This is a genomic window from Paenibacillus sp. TAF43_2 (assembly GCF_052113545.1).
Taxonomy (GTDB): domain Bacteria; phylum Bacillota; class Bacilli; order Paenibacillales; family Paenibacillaceae; genus Pristimantibacillus.
The window spans coordinates 84,719-102,695 of sequence record NZ_JBFRDK010000002.1; the positions used below are offsets into that span (position 1 = coordinate 84,719).

The 17,977-nt window shown below is 51.0% G+C and carries 14 protein-coding genes; 11 read left to right on the forward strand and 3 right to left on the reverse strand.

What is annotated here, in order from left to right; translation table 11 throughout:
• Window positions 1-194 precede the first annotated feature (194 nt).
• The 5 genes from AB4Z17_RS01070 to AB4Z17_RS01090 all read left to right on the forward strand — a co-directional run bounded on the left by AB4Z17_RS01070 (window position 195) and on the right by AB4Z17_RS01090 (window position 4,357).
• Window positions 195-995 carry a hypothetical protein gene (locus tag AB4Z17_RS01070; protein ID WP_441957590.1) on the forward strand — a complete coding sequence of 267 codons (801 nt, stop codon included), beginning with the start codon at window positions 195-197 and terminating at the stop codon, window positions 993-995.
• Between the two features lie 30 nt (window positions 996-1,025).
• Window positions 1,026-1,478, forward strand: a complete 453-nt coding sequence (locus AB4Z17_RS01075) for a flavodoxin (RefSeq protein ID WP_441877895.1) — start codon at window positions 1,026-1,028, stop codon at window positions 1,476-1,478.
• 25 nt (window positions 1,479-1,503) lie between these two features.
• A complete protein-coding gene (locus AB4Z17_RS01080) occupies window positions 1,504-2,217 on the forward strand; it encodes a hypothetical protein (RefSeq protein WP_441957591.1) in 714 nt (237 codons plus the stop codon).
• Window positions 2,218-2,732: 515 nt separating this feature from the next.
• Window positions 2,733-3,545 carry a helix-turn-helix domain-containing protein gene (locus AB4Z17_RS01085; RefSeq protein ID WP_441957592.1) on the forward strand — a complete coding sequence of 271 codons (813 nt, stop codon included), beginning with the start codon at window positions 2,733-2,735 and terminating at the stop codon, window positions 3,543-3,545.
• Between the two features lie 140 nt (window positions 3,546-3,685).
• The gene (locus AB4Z17_RS01090) at window positions 3,686-4,357 is read left to right on the forward strand and encodes an SOS response-associated peptidase (RefSeq protein ID WP_441908217.1); all 672 of its coding nucleotides are present in this window, start codon (window positions 3,686-3,688) and stop codon (window positions 4,355-4,357) included.
• Between the two features lie 264 nt (window positions 4,358-4,621).
• Here AB4Z17_RS01090 and AB4Z17_RS01095 read toward each other — a convergent pair whose 3' ends face one another.
• From AB4Z17_RS01095 to AB4Z17_RS01105, 3 genes are all read right to left on the reverse strand, one after another.
• Window positions 4,622-5,614: an electron transfer flavoprotein subunit alpha/FixB family protein gene (locus tag AB4Z17_RS01095; RefSeq protein ID WP_441908216.1), complete on the reverse strand. Its 993-nt coding sequence runs from the start codon at window positions 5,612-5,614 to the stop codon at window positions 4,622-4,624.
• Window positions 5,615-6,423: 809 nt separating this feature from the next.
• Entirely contained in the window at window positions 6,424-6,621 is a 198-nt protein-coding gene (locus AB4Z17_RS01100) for a hypothetical protein (RefSeq protein WP_441957593.1), read from the reverse strand.
• Between the two features lie 102 nt (window positions 6,622-6,723).
• The gene (locus tag AB4Z17_RS01105) at window positions 6,724-7,788 is read right to left on the reverse strand and encodes an electron transfer flavoprotein subunit beta/FixA family protein (protein ID WP_441957594.1); all 1,065 of its coding nucleotides are present in this window, start codon (window positions 7,786-7,788) and stop codon (window positions 6,724-6,726) included.
• Between the two features lie 18 nt (window positions 7,789-7,806).
• On the opposite strand from AB4Z17_RS01105, the gene AB4Z17_RS01110 reads away from it, so the two are divergent.
• The 6 genes from AB4Z17_RS01110 to AB4Z17_RS01135 all read left to right on the forward strand — a co-directional run bounded on the left by AB4Z17_RS01110 (window position 7,807) and on the right by AB4Z17_RS01135 (window position 17,861).
• Window positions 7,807-10,047: a heterodisulfide reductase-related iron-sulfur binding cluster gene (locus AB4Z17_RS01110; RefSeq protein ID WP_441957595.1), complete on the forward strand. Its 2,241-nt coding sequence runs from the start codon at window positions 7,807-7,809 to the stop codon at window positions 10,045-10,047.
• Between the two features lie 31 nt (window positions 10,048-10,078).
• Window positions 10,079-12,520 (forward strand): 3-hydroxyacyl-CoA dehydrogenase NAD-binding domain-containing protein, encoded by a 2,442-nt coding sequence (locus tag AB4Z17_RS01115; RefSeq protein ID WP_441957596.1) that lies wholly within the window; start codon window positions 10,079-10,081, stop codon window positions 12,518-12,520.
• Between the two features lie 24 nt (window positions 12,521-12,544).
• Window positions 12,545-13,765, forward strand: coding sequence for an acetyl-CoA C-acyltransferase (locus AB4Z17_RS01120; RefSeq protein WP_441957598.1), 1,221 nt, complete (start codon window positions 12,545-12,547; stop codon window positions 13,763-13,765).
• A gap of 74 nt (window positions 13,766-13,839) precedes the next feature.
• Complete coding sequence (locus AB4Z17_RS01125; protein ID WP_441957600.1) at window positions 13,840-15,627, forward strand: acyl-CoA dehydrogenase family protein; 1,788 nt, start codon at window positions 13,840-13,842, stop codon at window positions 15,625-15,627.
• 15 nt (window positions 15,628-15,642) lie between these two features.
• Complete coding sequence (locus AB4Z17_RS01130) at window positions 15,643-17,427, forward strand: long-chain-fatty-acid--CoA ligase (RefSeq protein WP_441908210.1); 1,785 nt, start codon at window positions 15,643-15,645, stop codon at window positions 17,425-17,427.
• A gap of 5 nt (window positions 17,428-17,432) precedes the next feature.
• Window positions 17,433-17,861, forward strand: a complete 429-nt coding sequence (locus AB4Z17_RS01135) for a PaaI family thioesterase (RefSeq protein WP_076268382.1) — start codon at window positions 17,433-17,435, stop codon at window positions 17,859-17,861.
• Window positions 17,862-17,977 lie beyond the last annotated feature (116 nt).

The window sequence follows — 17,977 nt, forward strand, 5'->3', positions numbered from 1 at the left end:
TGACATTATTAGTGAGAATGTTTATCATGTATACGAAAGTGATAATCATTATCACTTGGTAATATTGTTCTTTTACTACTGCCATGAAAGAGTTTGCACAGACATCCCCAATAACACCTTATAAGAAACGAAACATATTGCATTAACAGTGAATCGATAACGATATAACGATTATTTTGATAGGAGTGAGAGACATGCAGACTGAAACGAGCAAGCCTTGGAATTGGCTGCTCTTTCCCTTCTCATCCGTTAAAGCAGGAGCTGATAGCTTGTTCGCGGCTTCAGTCGGTCACGGGATATACCAAATCGATGCTGAAGGAGAATGGAAGAAGCTTGATCAAGGCATGGAAGACCAGACTAATGTAAATCGGCTGCAGTTGCAGCATGATTTGCTGCATGCCTGCTCAAGCAGCGGCTTATATGAATGGAACGGAGAAGCATGGGTCAATGATGGCATATTGATTCCTAGTTATCAGTATCGCAAGATCGGTGGATGCAGCTACGTTGCAACGGAATATGGGCTTTGGTCCAAAGCCAGCTCCAAATGGGAGCAAATAGCATGCAAAGATAAACGTGTATATGATTTTATGAATTTGCCTCAATATTTGATCATTTCGCATGAGAGCGGCATTTCTTTATATGATCGTTTTATGGATGATTGGGCTCATTTTGAGCTGGGTGCAAGTGTAACAAGCTTAGCAGTGTTCAGAGGCCACTTAATTGGAGCGAGCGATCAAGGCGAGCTGTTTATTGGCGATAAAAAAGGAAGATTTGACCGGATAAGATTCGGCAAACGTTTTATTTTTTCTGTGCAGGCGAAGGGCAATGAAGTTTATGTATGTACGGACCGCGGATTATTCCAGCTTACTTATTTATGTAATCAAGTAACTCTTCTATCCGTTAAACTTGGTTATCCTGTAACAGATATTGATATGCAAGATGGAAATCTGTATCTCGCTACGCTTTTCCAAGGCATTCAAACGATAAATGTCTAACGACAAAAAATAGAAAGCGGAGGAAAAAAGATGCCCAAAATACTTGTGGTGTATGCTAGCATGACCGGAAATACAGAAGAAATGGCCGAGGCGATAGTAGAAGGCGCTAAGGAAGCGGGTGCGGAGGTTGTCTCTAAAGAGGCCTTCGATGCCACCGCGGATGAGCTGAATCATTATGACGCCATTATTATAGGCGCGTACACATGGGGAGACGGTGAGCTGCCGGATGAATTTCTCGATTTCTTCGAAGAAATGGATGGACTTGATCTTAGCGGCAAGAAAGCAGCCGTATTTGGCTCAGGTGATACTTCATACCCAATTTATTGCGGCGCTGTAGATACCATTGAAGCGAAGCTGAAGGAGCTCGGCGCAGAAATTGCGGGCGAGTGCATTAAATTTGAATATAACGCGTCTGAAGAAGAGAAAGAGCAAGGAAGAAGATTAGGACGCCAAATTGCGGGTCTTGTAGCGGTAGCCGGATAGTGGAACGAGAAAGGCGGACTTTGTAATGGAGCAGTTGCCAGCGATTTTGAGAGTTGAAGACTATAAGCTAGAAGAGCTGCTGCGTTGCCCCGAACGGTTCGCTCGAAGAAAGTCCGGTCGCAAGCAGGAAAGTGACGTGAATTGGCGGCAGCTTGTTCAATATGCAGCCAGCCATACGGTAAACGACTTTTATCATCAGTCCAAAGAGACACGCGGAGTAGAAACGATACATACTTCCGTTGAGAATTGGTGGACAAATCGCAATTATAAGTTCTATTCCGATGAGCATTTCTTGCAAATGAAGCAAACCATTAAGGAGCAATTGGCAGCCTTCTTGCTTGGCGGGGGAGCACCGAGTATGCCGATTATATTTTATGAGCAAATGACGACTTATGTAGAGGAGCTCGATTTGGAGATTTCACAAATCTTTCATTTGGTTTCTGCCGAGCAAGAGGCTTCGCTTGATCATTATATTGTTCAAAAGCTAGCAGTAGACACAGATGAAGATGCTCTTAATCTTTATTTTCATATGACATCGGTGTTTTGTATGAGCGCATTCGCGAAGCTCCCTGACCGAATCGAAGTGTTCTCCCTTTTAAGCGGGAAGCAGGTCGTGTTCGTGCCTGACGAGCAATCGCTTGAGCTTTCTTATGATTATATGTTTTTGGTCAAAAGCTTGCTGCCGGATGTAGATTTCTTTAAGGTTAATCCGGGTTCAGATGTACAGCTGGTTATGTGAAATTGCTGCTGAAAATAATACAAAATTTGCAAATCCCCCAAGTCATTTCCGGAAGCGAAATGATGGGGGATTTCTTTTGTTGTAGACAAATGAAATGGTTTTCAAGTAACATGAGCAGTAGTCATTTTTTGCACATTTACACATGATTATTAATTGTGAAGTTTATTTTACTGTAAAAAAGTAAGCGCATGCTTTTTGACGCAAGTTTTGCTAGGTAAATTGAGCATAAGCTAGGATGGCAGGCTTTGCTATGCAAAAACTAGATTAATGTTTATGGAGAGAGTTTTGCTGAGCAAAACAAAGGTTATGAGTATGAAGAAGATTTTGCTATGCAAAACCAAGCTCATGCTTACGAAGAAAGTTATGCTGCGCAAAACTAAGCTAGTGCTTACGAAGTAAGTTTTGCTATGCAAAACAAAGCTAATGCTTACGAAGTGAGTTTTGCTATGCAAAACTCTAGAAGGAGAGAGATTAGGTTGTCAGAGGAGCTATTACTAACTTTTCGTTCACCACCATTGCCATTTTTCATAGAATCCAACCGTTTGGTTTATCGTGCGGGCGAGGAGCATCCGAATCGGACGAACCTCGGCGTATTTGATTTGTTGTATGTAAACAAGGGAGCGCTGCATGTAGCAGAGGATAATCGCAGATGGACGCTCGGGCCTGGGGATGTGCTTATTTTAAGGCCGGACCGCTGGCATTATTCTACACGTCCATGCGAGGAAGAGACTGTGTTTGATTGGATTCATTTTCAAACAGTAGGCGCTTGGGAGGAGACGGTAGGCAATCAAAGCGGATCGCTTAGAGGGGACTACTACACTTATGCCATACGTCTGCCTAAACAAATGAAGCTTACCTACACAGATGAAGCGAGTCTTATTTTCTCGCAATTGCATGAGGCTTCCAAAGGCTCGTCACATGGCGCGTTCTGGGATCGGCAGCAGCGGTTTCTGCATTTGCTTCAAATGCTGGACGAAGGCTGGCGCTCGGATGCGGCTAAAGCTGCCGTATCGGTAGCAGAGCGTGCGGCTGCCTACTTAAAGCTGAATTATCGTACACCAATCAGCAACACGATGCTGAGCGATGTGCTGGAGTTACATACGAATTATATTACTCGCTGCATGAGTGAGGTTTTTGATTGTACGCCGCAGCAATATTTGCTTTATTATAGACTCGATCAAGCAAAGCTGCTGCTTATTAAGACAGATTGGACCATTGCAAAAGTAGCAGAGGAAACAGGCTTCCGGCAGACGCCGCATTTCTCAAGGCTGTTTGCATCCCATACGGGAATGCCTCCTCTTAAATTCCGAAAACGATTTACGATGTAGACGGGCGGACTTTGAAGAGTAGAGGAACTATTTTTGGCAAACTGCTGTTTAGGTCTTTCTAATATTCTGACTAGAAACGTTGCATAAATATCGCGACTTTAACAAAAACTGGATTCAACAACGTGAAAAGGGTGGTCGCGATGATTGAACGGTTTTCGTTAACAGCAGATATTGGCGATATAGTGGATATGTTTCAGGTAGGAAAAGTAATTCGGGGGCATACAAACCGATTTAATGCAGCTCCGACTCAGATGGTTTCGATTGTCATGAATGATCGATTTGATCAGCGGACGATGGAGGAATCGAGATGGGGGCTGTTTCCTTTTTGGGCAAAGGATGCGGTTAATGCAGATCATATGACTTTGTCCGAGAAGCCTTTCTTAGAAAGAATGCTTCGCAGACAAAGATGTGTGCTGCCATGCAGCGGCTTTTTTGGTCAAAAGCAATTCGGCAAAGAGCGTGATCCGAGGGCGATGCATATCGTTGTTCCAAGCCAGCAGCTTTTTGGCATAGCGGGCATATACGACTGCTGGAAAAACGTGAGTGGCAAGGAAGTGCGCGCCTTCACTATGATAACCGCAGCTTCGACAGGAGCGATGTCGGTGTGGCAGCCTCGAGTTCCGGTTATTTTGGACGAAGAGGGTATGGAAGATTGGCTCAATCCGCGTATTACGGAATTCAGCGGATTGCGGAAACATTTAGAGGCAATGGACACTTATCTCATGCGCGCCTACCCGGTAACGAATGCGGTGCGTGATGATTTGTACGAATCGCCGGATTGCATCCGTGAAATTCGTCCTGATTTTGCTTAAGTAAAATGAAGTGTAGTTAACCAAAAAGGCGTCCTATCTCTGATTCGGCTCTGTATGCGGCCGAAACAGGGTAGACGCCTTTTTTGGTTTTTTAGTGGGCAGGGTTAGGTGCTTGAATCAGAAACATAATGATTTAGTTGGTTGTAGATGGAATCAACTTTGGTAAAAAAATTTAAGCAAGATACGGGTTAGAGGTAATTAGATGAAAACTAGAACAATTAAGAGCGATACGGGTGAGAGGCAGTTAGATGAGAACTAGGACATTTAAGCGCGAGAGCGTTGGAGCTCTGTTGTTAATAGCGGAACGACCTCGAATAAATCGCCTACGATGCCATAATCAGCAACGCTGAAAATAGGGGCATCGGGGTCTTTATTGATAGCGACGATGACGCGAGATTGGCTCATGCCCGCCAGATGTTGAATAGCGCCGCTGATTCCGCAGGCAATATAGAGCTGAGGTGTAACAACTTTGCCGGTTTGCCCGATTTGGAGGGCATAATCACAGTAGCCGGCATCGCATGCTCCGCGTGAGGCGCCGACCGCGCCGCCGAGTGCTGCTGCCATCGCTTGCAGCGGCTCAAAGCCTGCTGCGCTGCGAACGCCTCGGCCGCCGGACACGACGACGTCGGCTTCGGCAAGATCAAGCTGCCCGCCGGCGCGTCGCACAAGGCTGCGCACAGTGGTATAAAGCGGCGGCACCGTGAACGGCAGCTCCGCTGCGGTGCCCTTTATTTCTGCGGCGTCCAGCGGTTCCGCCGCCGGCAGGTTGTTCGGGCGCACCGTGATGACCCACGTCGCGCCCGAAACAAAGCTGCGCCGCTCGAACGCCTTGCCGGCGTAGAGCGGGCGGGTAAATAAGACGTCATTGCCATCGTCAGATGTTTCGATGGCAATGACGTCAGCAATGTGGCCGGCGCCATGGGCAGCGGCCACTCGGGGCGCGAGCTCGCGCCCCAAAGCGGTGTGGCCGAGCAATAGCGCGTCCGGCTGCACCGCAGTTATGGCTGCGCCGAGGGCGGCGATGTACGCCTCGGGCGCAAAGGCGCGAAGGGCCGGATCGTCGGCGATATGCACGACGTCCGCGCCCCGCGCGATCAGTGCGGCGGCTTCATCCGCCGCACCGCCGAAGCAGGCAAGGACGGCGTGGACATGGCCGTCCTTGCCTGCGAGCCGCCGTGCTGCGCCGAGTGCCTCAAGCGCCACTCGGCGCAGCGCGCCATTCCGGCTTTCTGCAAATACGAGTATGGTTTTGGACATAGGATACAGCTCCTCTTCCACAGCTTTTACGAATAAGATTAGCTCATACACGTTTACGTTTAACTCTATATTCAGTGCTTGATGTGTTTAAGTATCGTCTTAACGGACATGAAAGCCGCTATTTCTGGGTTTTAAGGCTAAATTACTTTTCTAACGGACATGAAAGCCGCTACTTCTGAATTTAGGGGCATAAATTACTATCTAGCGAACAGGAGAGCCGTTGTTTCTGAATTTAGGGGCATAAATTACATTCTAACGGACATGAGATCCGTTATTTCTGTATTTAAGGGCTAAATTATAATTTAACGGACATGAGATCCGTTATTTGCCCTAAATGGCACCCAAACGCTCGATATTTTATGAAATAAGGGAACCTATGTCCGTTAGATCGAGAAATAGAAGGTTTTACAGCAAATAAGGCATCTGATGTCCGTTAATTGGGAAGGCTTGATTAATTACCAAAGTCCAATGTTGGTCAAACACTGCTTTTGATTTGAGCCACTCTATCAACAAGAGAACTAACTAAATTGTCTAGTAACCAGTAACTATTCAGTTCTTGTCAAATGTCTCTGTATCATTCCTGCTCTAATACCAACATGCCTCAGCACAAATCCACTACCTGCCCAATACCAACATGCCTCAACACAAATTTACTACCTGCCCAATACCAACATGCCTCAGCACAAATCCACTACCTGCCCAATACCAACATGCCTCAGCACAAATCCACTACCTGCTCCAATCCCAACTTCCCCCCGCCAAACTCGACTACCCCTGAACAGTCCCAACTATAATAAAAAGTTGCGTTCCTATAGAAKCTTCCCTTCCTCCCGCTGTGGCGAGACAATTGCTGCTGCTTGCTCTGCTTGCTCTGCTTGCTCTGCTTGCTCTGCTTGCTCTGCTTGCTCTGCTTGCTCGACCGGCTCGCTCTGGGAGCCATTTGTCCTCAGCGCAAAGAGGCGGCGGGAGCATCTACGTGCGCACGGTTCGCGGCGCAACGCTTTCAAGTGAAAGCTCGCCACTGGCGATCATCTCAGCCCCACTACCTAAATCCCCCAGCCCAACTCCACTACCTCTAAACCGCGCCCAACTATAAAATAGTCACGAACTCAAAGAAGCTTCGCTTCCTCCCGCAGCAGAGACACAAGAGCTGCGGCTTGCTCGGCCGGGTCGCCGGGGAGCCGTTTGCCCGCTGCGCGCGGAGGCGGCGGGAGCAGCTGCGTACGCGCTGTGCGAGGCGATACGCACTCAAGTGAAAGCTCGCCACTGGCGATCAGCTCAGCAGCGGTTATTGTGCGAAGCGGCTTGCGCTTCGCTTTCATAATGCCTGGCAGCGACGGATAACGCGGCTCGTTTAGTCCTTGCTGAGCGGTAATGAGCGCAGGGAGTGGTATCGATACTGTTTCGGTATCTCCTTCTACATCGCGCTCAACTAATGCGTAACGCTCAGCGCTCCGAGCAGTAGGTGAGCTGAGAAGCCCATCGGCAGGCAGGGAGCCAAGCTCCTCCGCAGTCAAGATGGTGACCTTCACAGCGGAAGCTGTATGAGGCAAGTGCAGCAGCTCGGCAATTTGCAGAGCTACGCTTCCAGCGCCGCTGTCTACTGCAAACAAGCCGGCTAGCAGCAAATTAGGAGCGAGCGGCCTAATTACGGCAGCAAGAGCAGCAGCAACGGCTGAGCTGTCATCGGACAAATCTGCGCTATCAAGCCGAATAGCTTCATCTGCTCCGATAGCCAAAGCGGTTCGGAGCGCCTCTTGCGAGCGCTCGGCACCGCAGGTGATCACGATCACTTCGCCGCCGAGCTGCTCCCGCTGGCGAATGGCTTCCTCGAGTGCGTATTCATCGTAGGGATTGATTACAAATTTGGCGTCTCTTTCGTCAACGCCAGCGGGTGTTACAATGATTTTTTCCTCGGTATCGAACGTTTGCTTGAGAAGCACAACTATTTTCAGCATAGAAGCTCCCTCACTTGTACCGCTAATTTGTTGACACTGTCCATCAGTGCTAGGATATGCTGTCTTGGAATTGAATAGACCGCCCTGCAATTGCCCGCTGTGCGGCATGTTCAAGGCCGAAAGCTCATATACATGGAGCACCGCGGCTATTTTTGTAAGCGCTTCAATACTTGTCCGACTACTGCGCGCGTAGGTGCTCGGTTTTATAGCCGGCATATAAGGGAGGCGGGGCGTATGCCATCTTTTTTGGCACTTAGGAATGTCGATCAATGGTTGATAGGGGGAAGATGGGCATTATTCGCGGCGGTTGTGGTGTTTGCTATTACCATGTTCGCAATGGTTGTACAGCGGCGCATCCTGTATATGAGGCTTGGAGTGCCGGCGGTTTTTTCGCGGTATCGACGCAAGTCAAGCAGTAAATCCGGCTTTGCCTCACAAGTGCTAGGCCATCGTAAGCTGCTGAACGATGTGAGAAGCGGCGTGATGCATTTGGTTTATTTTTATGGCTTTATTGTGCTTCAGTTTGGTGCGGCGGACTTGGTTTGGAAAGGGCTGAACCAAGGTGTACCGCTGCCGCTGCCCTATTATAATTGGTTCTCTCTGACGCAGGAGATGACCGTTACGCTCGTTTTTGCAGCTGTGCTGTACGGTGCTTTCCGGCGTTATGGGGAACGGCTACCGCGGCTTAAGCGGGGATGGAAACCTTCGCTCGTCATGTGGTTTATTGGCTCGTTGATGCTGACTGTTTTATTCTCATTAGCATTCGAGAGATTGGCTTCGGCGCCTGGGTCCACTGCAGCCATGGTTGAGGCGAAGTTCGCACCAGTGAGCGCTCCCCTAGCCACTATGCTTGAGAGTGCAGGTTTACAGCCGCAGAGCACAGCAGCCCATGCAGGCTTTGAATTGTTTTGGTGGCTGCATCTTCTGGTTCTGCTTAGCTTCCTTGTGTACGTGCCGCAATCAAAGCATTTTCATTTATTGACAGCGCCTGTGAATCTTTGGTTCAGACGCAGCACGCCTCCTGGCCGACTTGTGCCGCTTAACCTAGAGGACGAGGAAGCGGAGTCCTTTGGCGCAGGGAAGGTGGAGCATTTCTCGCAAAAACAGATGCTAGATTTGTATGCATGCGTGGAATGCGGTCGCTGTACGAATGTTTGTCCGGCATCGAGCACAGGCAAGCTGCTCTCGCCGATGCATCTTATTGTGAAGCTGAGGGACCATTTGACCGAAAAAGGCGCTGCCATAACGTCCAAGTCACCATGGCTTCCAGCCAGCCTGYTGCATTCGAAATTTCGTGAGCCTCATGCCCATGTGATGGGAGCGGTGCTTCCTGCTTGGGAAGCTGAATCCGAATGGGGCACAAACATAGCGCCAACCATGGCTGCGCAGGCTGGGGCATGGAATATAAAAGAGAGTGCTAAACCAGAGGAGGTCGAGCTGATCGGCGAGGTGTTGACCGAGGAGGAGCTGTGGGCATGTACGACCTGCCGGAATTGCGAGGAGCAATGCCCGGTAGGCAATGAGCATGTCGACAAAATTATCGATATGCGCCGTTACTTGGTGCTGATGGAAGGGAGGCTGCCGTCTGACGGGCAGCGCGCGCTGCAGAACATCGAGCGGCAAAGCAATCCTTGGGGCTTGCCGCGTGCCGAGCGGGCGGCTTGGATTAACGATTGCGAGAGCAGAACCGGCATTCAAGTGCCGACGATGCAGGAGCTGAAGAAGCAGGGCAAAAAAGCAGATGTGCTGCTCTGGGCGGGATCGATGGGCGCGTATGACATGCGAAGCCGCCGTGTTTTGTACGATGTGGTTAGGCTGCTGGATCATGCGGGTATCAGCTTCGCTACGCTGGGATTGGAGGAAAAAAGCTCTGGCGATACAGCTAGACGAATCGGCAATGAACTGCTTTTCCAAGAGCTATGCCGCGAGAATATAGAAACGATTAACAAATATGGCATTACACAAATCGTGACCGCTTGCCCGCATACGTATAACACGTTCAAAAATGAATATCCTGACTTCGGTCTTAGCCCTAGCATCATCGTGGAGCATCATACCGAAATGCTCTCTCGCCTGCTTGAGGAAGGTTTATTGAAGCCGGAGCATAAGATTGAGGAGCGAGTAACCGTACATGATTCTTGTTACCTCGGCCGTTACAACGATACGTATGAAGCGCCGCGCAGCCTGCTTCGCTCCATTCCAGGCGTATCGATTGAAGAGATGGAGCGCTCGGGCTCAAACGGCATGTGCTGCGGGGCGGGGGGCGGTCTCATGTGGATGGAGGAGCATTCTGGAACTCGCATCAACCATGCTCGAACCGCTCAAGCGCTTGAAGTGAAACCATCGGTCATCAGCTCTGCCTGCCCCTATTGCCTAACGATGATGGAGGATGGTTTAAAGGCGCTGGGTGCGGATGAGAAGGTAATCGCTCGTGATGTGGCTGAGCTGCTTGCGGAAAGTGTTTTTGGCGAATAAGCCGCTGTTTGTCAAAAAGGAGGAGGAGGCTATGACGACACAAGCATCGCAAAATAACTCAAGTACGATTCGCAGAGCCGCTGTGATCGGCTCCGGCGTTATGGGGGCAGGCATCGCTGCACATTTAGCCAATGCGGGGATGCGTGTGATGCTGCTGGACATTGTTCCGCATTCGCTGACGGCAGAGGAAGAACGACAGGGGCTTACGCTCTCTGATGCCAAGGTGCGCAATCGCCTCGCAAATGCGGCGATAGCAAAAATGGGCAAGTCACAACCCGCCCAGCTCTACGATCCCGCTTGGTCATCACGCATTACGCCGGGTAATATGACCGATCATCTAGAGCTGCTGGGCGAGGCAGACTGGATTGTAGAAGCGGTTGTGGAGCGGCTCGACATTAAACGTGATGTGCTTGCAAAGGTTGAAGCCGCACGCCGCCCGGGCAGCATCGTTTCTACGAATACGTCGGGATTATCAGCGGCGTCCATGGCAGAGGGGAGGAGCAAGGAGTTTCGGCAGCATTTTGCGGTAACCCATTTTTTTAACCCGCCGCGGTATATGAAGCTAGTTGAGATCGTGCCTACAGAAGACACCACTATCGAGGTTATTCAGCTGTTGACGGAGGTGTGCGAGAAGCGGCTTGGCAAGGGGGTCGTACTGGCGAAGGATACGCCTAACTTCATTGCGAACCGAATTGGCACTTACGGCATGCTCGTTACGCTTGAGGATACGCTGGCATTTGGGTTGACGGTAGAGGAAGCGGACGCCTTGACCGGTCCGGCAATGGGAAGGCCGAAGACGGCGACACTGCGCATGCTCGATTTGGTTGGGTTGGATACGCTGCTGCATGTCGTGGATAATGTGCGGGAGCGGAGCAGCGATCCAGCGGAGCAAAAGGTTTTTGCAAGGCCGCCCCTGCTTGAGAAGCTTGCAACATCGGGACGGCTAGGTGAGAAAACGGGTGCGGGCTTTTACCGAAAGGTGAAGGGGAAGGGAGGCAGCGAGATTGAATCGCTTAAGCTGGATACGCTCGAGTATGGGCCTAAGCGGTCAGTCAACTCCCCTGTTATTGATGCGTCTAAGGCTGCGAAGGGTGCGGCGGCAAAAGTGAAGGCGCTGCTTCGCACAGACCCGCAGGACCGCTACGCTAAATTTGCATGGTCCACTATCAAAAAAACGCTGCTGTATGCAGCGGCACAAGTCGGTGTCATTGCGGATTCAATCTCGGATATCGACCGCGCAATGCGCTGGGGCTTTAACTGGGAGCTTGGACCGTTCGAGCTGTGGGATGCGATAGGGCTTCGCAAATCGGTGCAGCAAATGCAAAAGGAGGGCGATGCGATCCCAGAGTGGGTGGCAGCTTGGCTGGAAGCCGGACATGAAAGCTTCTATAAGGTGGAGGGAACAGAGCGGGTTTATGCTRCAAGCGGAGCATACAAGAGAGAGGTAGAGGAAGCAGATTCGGTTTCCTTAACGGCATTAAAAGCTGCCGGAAAAACGGTATTATCCACCTCAGGCGCTAGTCTAATCGATATTGGCGATGACGTTGTACTGCTGGAATTCCATTCGCCTAACAATGCCATTGGGGGTGATATTTTATCGGCGATTCGGCAAAGCACAGAGGAGGTGTCACAAAATTGGCGCGGGCTTGTGATAGCGAATGAAGGGCGCAATTTCTGTGTAGGAGCAAATCTGATGCTGCTATTAATGGAGGCGCAAAGCGGCGAATGGGATGAAGTGGAGGATATTATTCGTTTCTTCCAGAGCAGTATGCTTGGCCTCAAGCGGCTTGACCGTCCTGTCGTAGCTGCTCCGCACCGAATGACGCTGGGCGGCGGAGTAGAAGCATGCTTGCCTGCTGATCGTATTATTTATTCGCCAGAGACATACTTTGGATTGGTGGAAACGGGAGTTGGCCTTATTCCTGCGGGCGGGGGCTGCAAGGAAGCGGCTGCGATGGCAGCTGAACGGGCCTTTATTGCGAATGGCGGCAAGCCAGGCGGAGACCTGCAGCCGCATTTGAATGCGCTGTTTGAGACGATTGCGCTGGCCAAATCATCAACCAGCGGCTACGAGGTGCGCCGTTTGGGACTGATGCGGCCGCAGGATAAGGTCATTATGCGGCAGGAGGCAAGGATAGCCGAGGCGAAGCGGGCGGTGCTGGAGCTGGACCGGGCGGGCTACTCGCCGCCAGCGGAGGAGCGTATTCGCGTTGCTGGACGAGAAGGCAGAGCGGTGCTTAAGGTAGCGGTGCAAGCAATGCAGCTTAGCGGCCATATTAGTGAGCATGACGCRCTTATCGCCGGCAAGCTTGGTTCTGTACTCGCGGGCGGAGACATTCAGCCGGGCGCTGAAGTGAGCGAGCAATATTTGCTCGATTTGGAATGCGAAGCATTCCTCAGCCTATGCGGCGAGCGCAAGACACAGGAGCGTATGAGCCATATGCTCGCGACAGGCAAGCCGCTGCGCAACTAGCCTAAACCGAAGGGGGAGAGTGAAATGTCAGCTTCATCACCGTTTGAAGATCACGCTCGTGATGCCGTTATCGTTGCTGCGGTGAGGACGGCGGTCGGCAAAGCATCGAAGGGGAGCCTTGCGGAGACGAGGGCAGAGGATTTAGGGCGAGCTGTTCTGCAAGGCGCGCTTGATCGTCTGCCCGGCTTGTCGCCCGAGCTTATAGAGGATGTCATCATTGGCTGCGCAATGCCCGAAGGCGAGCAAGGCTTGAATATGGCGCGCACGATCTCGCTTTATTCGGGATTGCCGGTGACGACGCCAGCAGTAACGATTAACCGCTTTTGCGCATCGGGCCTGCAAGCTATCGCCTATGCAGCGGAGCGAATTAGGCTTGGCGATGCGGACGTTATTGCTGCTGGCGGAGTGGAGAGCATGAGCCATGTGCCGATGACCGGCTTCAGGCTGTCGCCGCATCCTGCGATTGTCGATGCGATGCCAGAGGTTTATATGGGGATGGGACATACGGCTGAAGAGGTTGCCCGCCGGTATGGGGTGACGCGTGAGGAGCAGGATGCGTTTGCTGCATCCAGCCATCGCAAGGCAGCAGCAGCAATTGAAGCAGGTCGCTTCCAAGCCGAGATCGTACCGATAACGACCAGCCGCTCTGGCGTGAACGATGCTGGCCGTCCATGGTCGAAAGTGATTACTTTCGATACAGATGAAGGCGTCCGGCCGGAGACGACGGTTCAGGCGTTGGCGCCGCTCAAGCCCTCTTTTGCAAGAGAAGGTACGGTTACAGCGGGCAATACGTCCCAAATGAGCGATGGTGCAGCTGCGGTAATCGTGATGAGCAGGGCGCGTGCGGAGGAGCTGGGCTATCGTCCGCTCGCCGTATTCCGCGGTTTTAGTGCAGCTGGCGTCGCTCCTGAGGTTATGGGCATCGGTCCCATCGAAGCTGTGCCTAAAGCGCTTAAGAAAGCGGGAATAACGCTTGAGCAGGTCGATCTGTTTGAGCTTAATGAGGCGTTTGCGGCGCAGTGCGTCCCTATCATTAAGGAGCTTGGCATTAATCCTGAAATCGTCAATGTGAACGGCGGGGCTATCGCACTCGGACATCCGCTTGGCTGTACAGGAACAAAGCTGTCGGTGTCGCTTATTCATGAGCTTGGACGCAGAGGCGGCGGTATTGGCGTTGTCACGATGTGTATAGGCGGAGGGATGGGAGCAGCAGGCGTAATTGAAGTGTATAACTCAGACCAATAAGGTCGGCAGGCGGATAAGGGAGTTTGGCAGCATCCTGAAATAAAATAATCGGTTGGCTGAAAGGAGAACTGCGCATGACGGAGACGATACGTTTTGGCGGTCGGTTTGTCGTGGAAGACAGTGTGCCGGAATCGGTCGTGACGCCCGAGGATTTTACAGAAGAGCAACGAATGATGGCGGATGCGGCGCAGCAGTTCATGGATGCGGAAATAACGCCGCGCGATGCGGAGCTGGAAGCTTTAAATTATGATCTGACCGTAGAGCTGATGCGCAAAGCAGGCGAGCTTGGCCTGCTGGGCGCAGATGTGCCGGAGGCTTACGGCGGGCTGGGGCTCGACAAGGTAAGCACGACGCTGCTGGCAGAAACGTTGGCAAGATCCTCCTCGTTTGCGCTTTCGGTAGGCGCTCATACGGGAATCGGCACGCTGCCGATCGTTTTTTTCGGAACACCAAAGCAAAAAGAAACGTATCTCCCGGCACTTGCAACGGGGGAGCGCATCGCTGCTTATTGCTTAACGGAACCAGCATCGGGCTCAGATGCTCTAGGGGCGAAAACGACGGCAAGATTATCGCCAAATGGGAAGCACTACGTGCTCAATGGATCAAAGCTCTATATTACAAACGCAGGTTTTGCTGACTTATTTATCGTTTATGCGAAGGTAGACGGCGAATATTTTACAGCATTTATTGTAGAGAAAGGCATGCCGGGGTTCAGTATTGGACCGGAGGAGCATAAGATGGGCATCAAGGGTTCTTCAACACGCCCTTTATTTTTTGAAGATGTAGCGGTCCCGGTTGAAAACGTGCTTGGGGAGGTTGGAAAAGGGCATCAAATCGCATTTAACATTTTGAACATAGGACGCTTTAAGCTTGGAGCAGCTTGCCTCGGTTCGTCGAAGGAGACCATTGAGCTTGCATCGGCCTATGCCAATACGCGGAAGCAATTTGGGAAGGCGATTTCCTCCTATCCGTTAATAGGCGCCAAGCTGGCTGATATGAACATTCGTACTTATGTGCTGGAGAGCATGGTTTACCGAACTGCGGGCTGGATCGATTCGATGCTGCGGACGACGGAAGAAGGCGGGGCGGCAGTTGAAGGCATGACGGTCGCTAAGGCAATCGGAGAGTATGCCATTGAATGCTCGATTATAAAGGTTTTTGCATCTGAGGCGCTTGATTTTGTAGCGGATGAAGGGGTGCAGATTCATGGCGGCTACGGCTATATTCGCGAGTATAAGGTGGAAAGAATTTATCGGGATTCGCGAATTAACCGGATTTTTGAAGGCACGAATGAAATTAATCGGATGCTCATTCCTGGCACACTGATGAAAAAAGCGTTAAAGGGCGAGCTTCCGCTGCTGCGCAAAGCTCGTTCATTGCAAGCAGAGCTGCTGCAGCCGATGCCGATTCCGCCCCTTGAAAAGCCGCTTAGCAAAGAAGCGTTCCGCGTAGGTCAAGCGAAAAAAATCTTCCTCGCCATCGGCGGGCTTACTGTTCAGAAGCTGGGATTGCGGCTGGAGCAGGAACAAGAGGTGCTGTGTTCTCTTGCTGATCTTATGATCAACATCTTTGCTATGGAAAGCGCACTGCTGCGCTCACAAAAAATATGGAAGGCTAGCCGCGGAGCCGCTTCGGAAAAGACGGAAAATGTTTTAGCGATGACGACAGTTTTTGTGCAGGAGGCCATGGAGCGGGTCGAGTCACTAGCTAAGCTGGCACTCGCTGCGCTAGAGACGGGAGACGGGCTGCAGATGCAGCTGTCCGTCCTCAAAAAGCTGATGCGCGCGCCTATCTCAGATACGGTTGCTTTGAAGCGAACAATTGCCGCTCGTGTCATTAACAGTGAGCATTATGTCGTGTGAAGGGGGAGAGCATGAATGGATTCGCTCAGACCGGAAGATCCGTCTTTGCCCGAGCAACCGTCCACTCAATCTGAAGAGCAAGCGCGCCCATGGCTTCAACATTACCCGAAAGAGGTCTCTCCTTCACTGCACTATCCCGATCAGAGTATCGTCCAGTTTTTAATAAATGCGGCTAATCATCATCCAAATCATCCTGCCGTGCATTTCCTTGGCAAAATATTAACATACCGCGAGCTTCACGAGAATGCGGTTAATCTCGCTTATGGTCTCCTTTCCCTTGGCATAGCCAAAGGAGACCGGGTGGCAATCATGCTGCCGAATTGCCCGCAAGCAGTGGCTGCTTTTTATGGCGTGCTGCTTGCAGGCGGCGTCGTCGTTCAGACGAATCCGCTTTATGTGGAGCGGGAGCTTGAGCATCAGCTGGCAGATAGCGGGGCTGTTGCTGTCATTACGGTTGATCTGCTTTATGCACGCTTGTCTCGGGTTCGAGGCAAGCAGCCGGAGTCGGGTCCGCTGCCGCAGCTGAAGCATGCGATCATCACATCAATTAAGGATGGGCTGCCGTTTCCGAAAAACTTGCTTTATCCTCTTAAGCAGCGAAAAGAGGGTTTTCGCGCAGATATTCCATATGGCAGCTTTGGTGTCGTTTCTTATAAGAAGCTGCTTGCAGCAAAGCATACGGATATGAGCCTGCCTGATTCGGCAAAAGGGTCTGATCTCGCGGCGCTGCAATATACAGGCGGCACGACAGGAACGCCAAAAGGTGTGATGCTGACTCATCGCAATCTCGTTGCCAATACGATACAAATATCTACTTGGTGCTATAAAGCGGAGGATGCCAAAGAGAGATTTTTAGCGGCGCTGCCACTGTTTCATGTGTTTGGATTAACGGTATTAATGAATATGTCGGTACTGCGTGCGGGAACGCTTATATTACTTCCGCGCTTCGAAGTGGAGACGGTGCTGCAAACGATTAATCAGCAGAAACCTACCATTTTTCCAGGCGCGCCAACGATGTATGTCGCACTCATCCATCATAAGTCCGCTGCAAAAATCGATTTTTCTTCTATTAATGTGTGTGTTAGCGGATCAGCGGCTTTGCCGCTAGAGGTGCAGGAGAAGTTCGAAGCTTTAACTGGCGGAAGGCTCGTTGAAGGTTATGGCTTGTCGGAATCTTCTCCCGTCACACATGCCAATCCGGTATGGGAGAAACGCAAAATCGGTACGATCGGCATACCTTTTCCGGATACGGATGCGGCAGTGATCGATCCTGAGAGTGGTGAGACACTGCCTAGCGGCCAGCTTGGGGAATTAATTGTTCGCGGTCCACAGGTCATGCGAGGATATTGGAATAAGCCCGCTGAAACGGATCAGGTATTGCGGAATGGTTGGCTTCATACTGGCGACCTCGCTACGATGGATGAAGATGGATATTTTACAATTATGGATCGAATTAAGGATGTTATTATCGCAGGCGGCTTTAATATTTATCCGCGTGAAGTGGAGGAGGTACTGTTCGAGCATCCGGCCGTAAGGGAAGCGGCAGTGATTGGTGTGAAGGATGAGTACAGAGGCGAAACGGTAAAAGCTTTTATTGTGTTTAAGGAGGGCTGGCAAGTATCAAGCAGTCAGCTTGACCGTTGGTGCAGAGAGCGGCTCGCTTCCTATAAGGTGCCACACCACTATTCCTTTAGGGAAACGCTTCCAAAAACGATGGTCGGCAAAGTGCTTCGTCGAAAACTGCAGGAGGAGGAGGCGGAAGCTGAAAAGGCGAGAAAGGCGGAAAAGAAGGGAGAGTGAGCGGTATGGATGAGGATTGGTTTGTTCAACAGGCAGATCAAGCCGGTCATCTGACTAGGCTCGCAGAACGTGCGCAAGCCACCTTTTGGGGATTGCTTGGCTGTGAAATCGTTCAGGCAAACGCAAGCAAAGCAGCCATTTGCCTAGATGCAACTGAGCGGCACCTTAATCTGCTAAACATCGTTCACGGCGGAGTACTGATGTCGCTTATGGATAATGCGATGGGACTTGTGGTTATGCTAGCAGCACCTGAGAAAAGCGCGGTAACAGCAAATTTGAACACACAATTTCTCGCCAGCGCCAAGGGCGGCGTGCTGCTTTGCGAAGCAGAACTGGTTCACCGAACAGAACGTACACTGACGCTGCAAGCGCAGGTCAAGGATGACGCAGGCAAGCTGCTCGTTTGCGGAATTGGTGCGTATCGGATCATTTAGTTCACATTTTCGCAAGTTGATTGCTTGCTTCTGGTACGATATAATAATACCTAATTATGGAAAAATAAATCGAGTGGAACAGAACTAATAATTAAGCGTAATATACCGATAAAAGT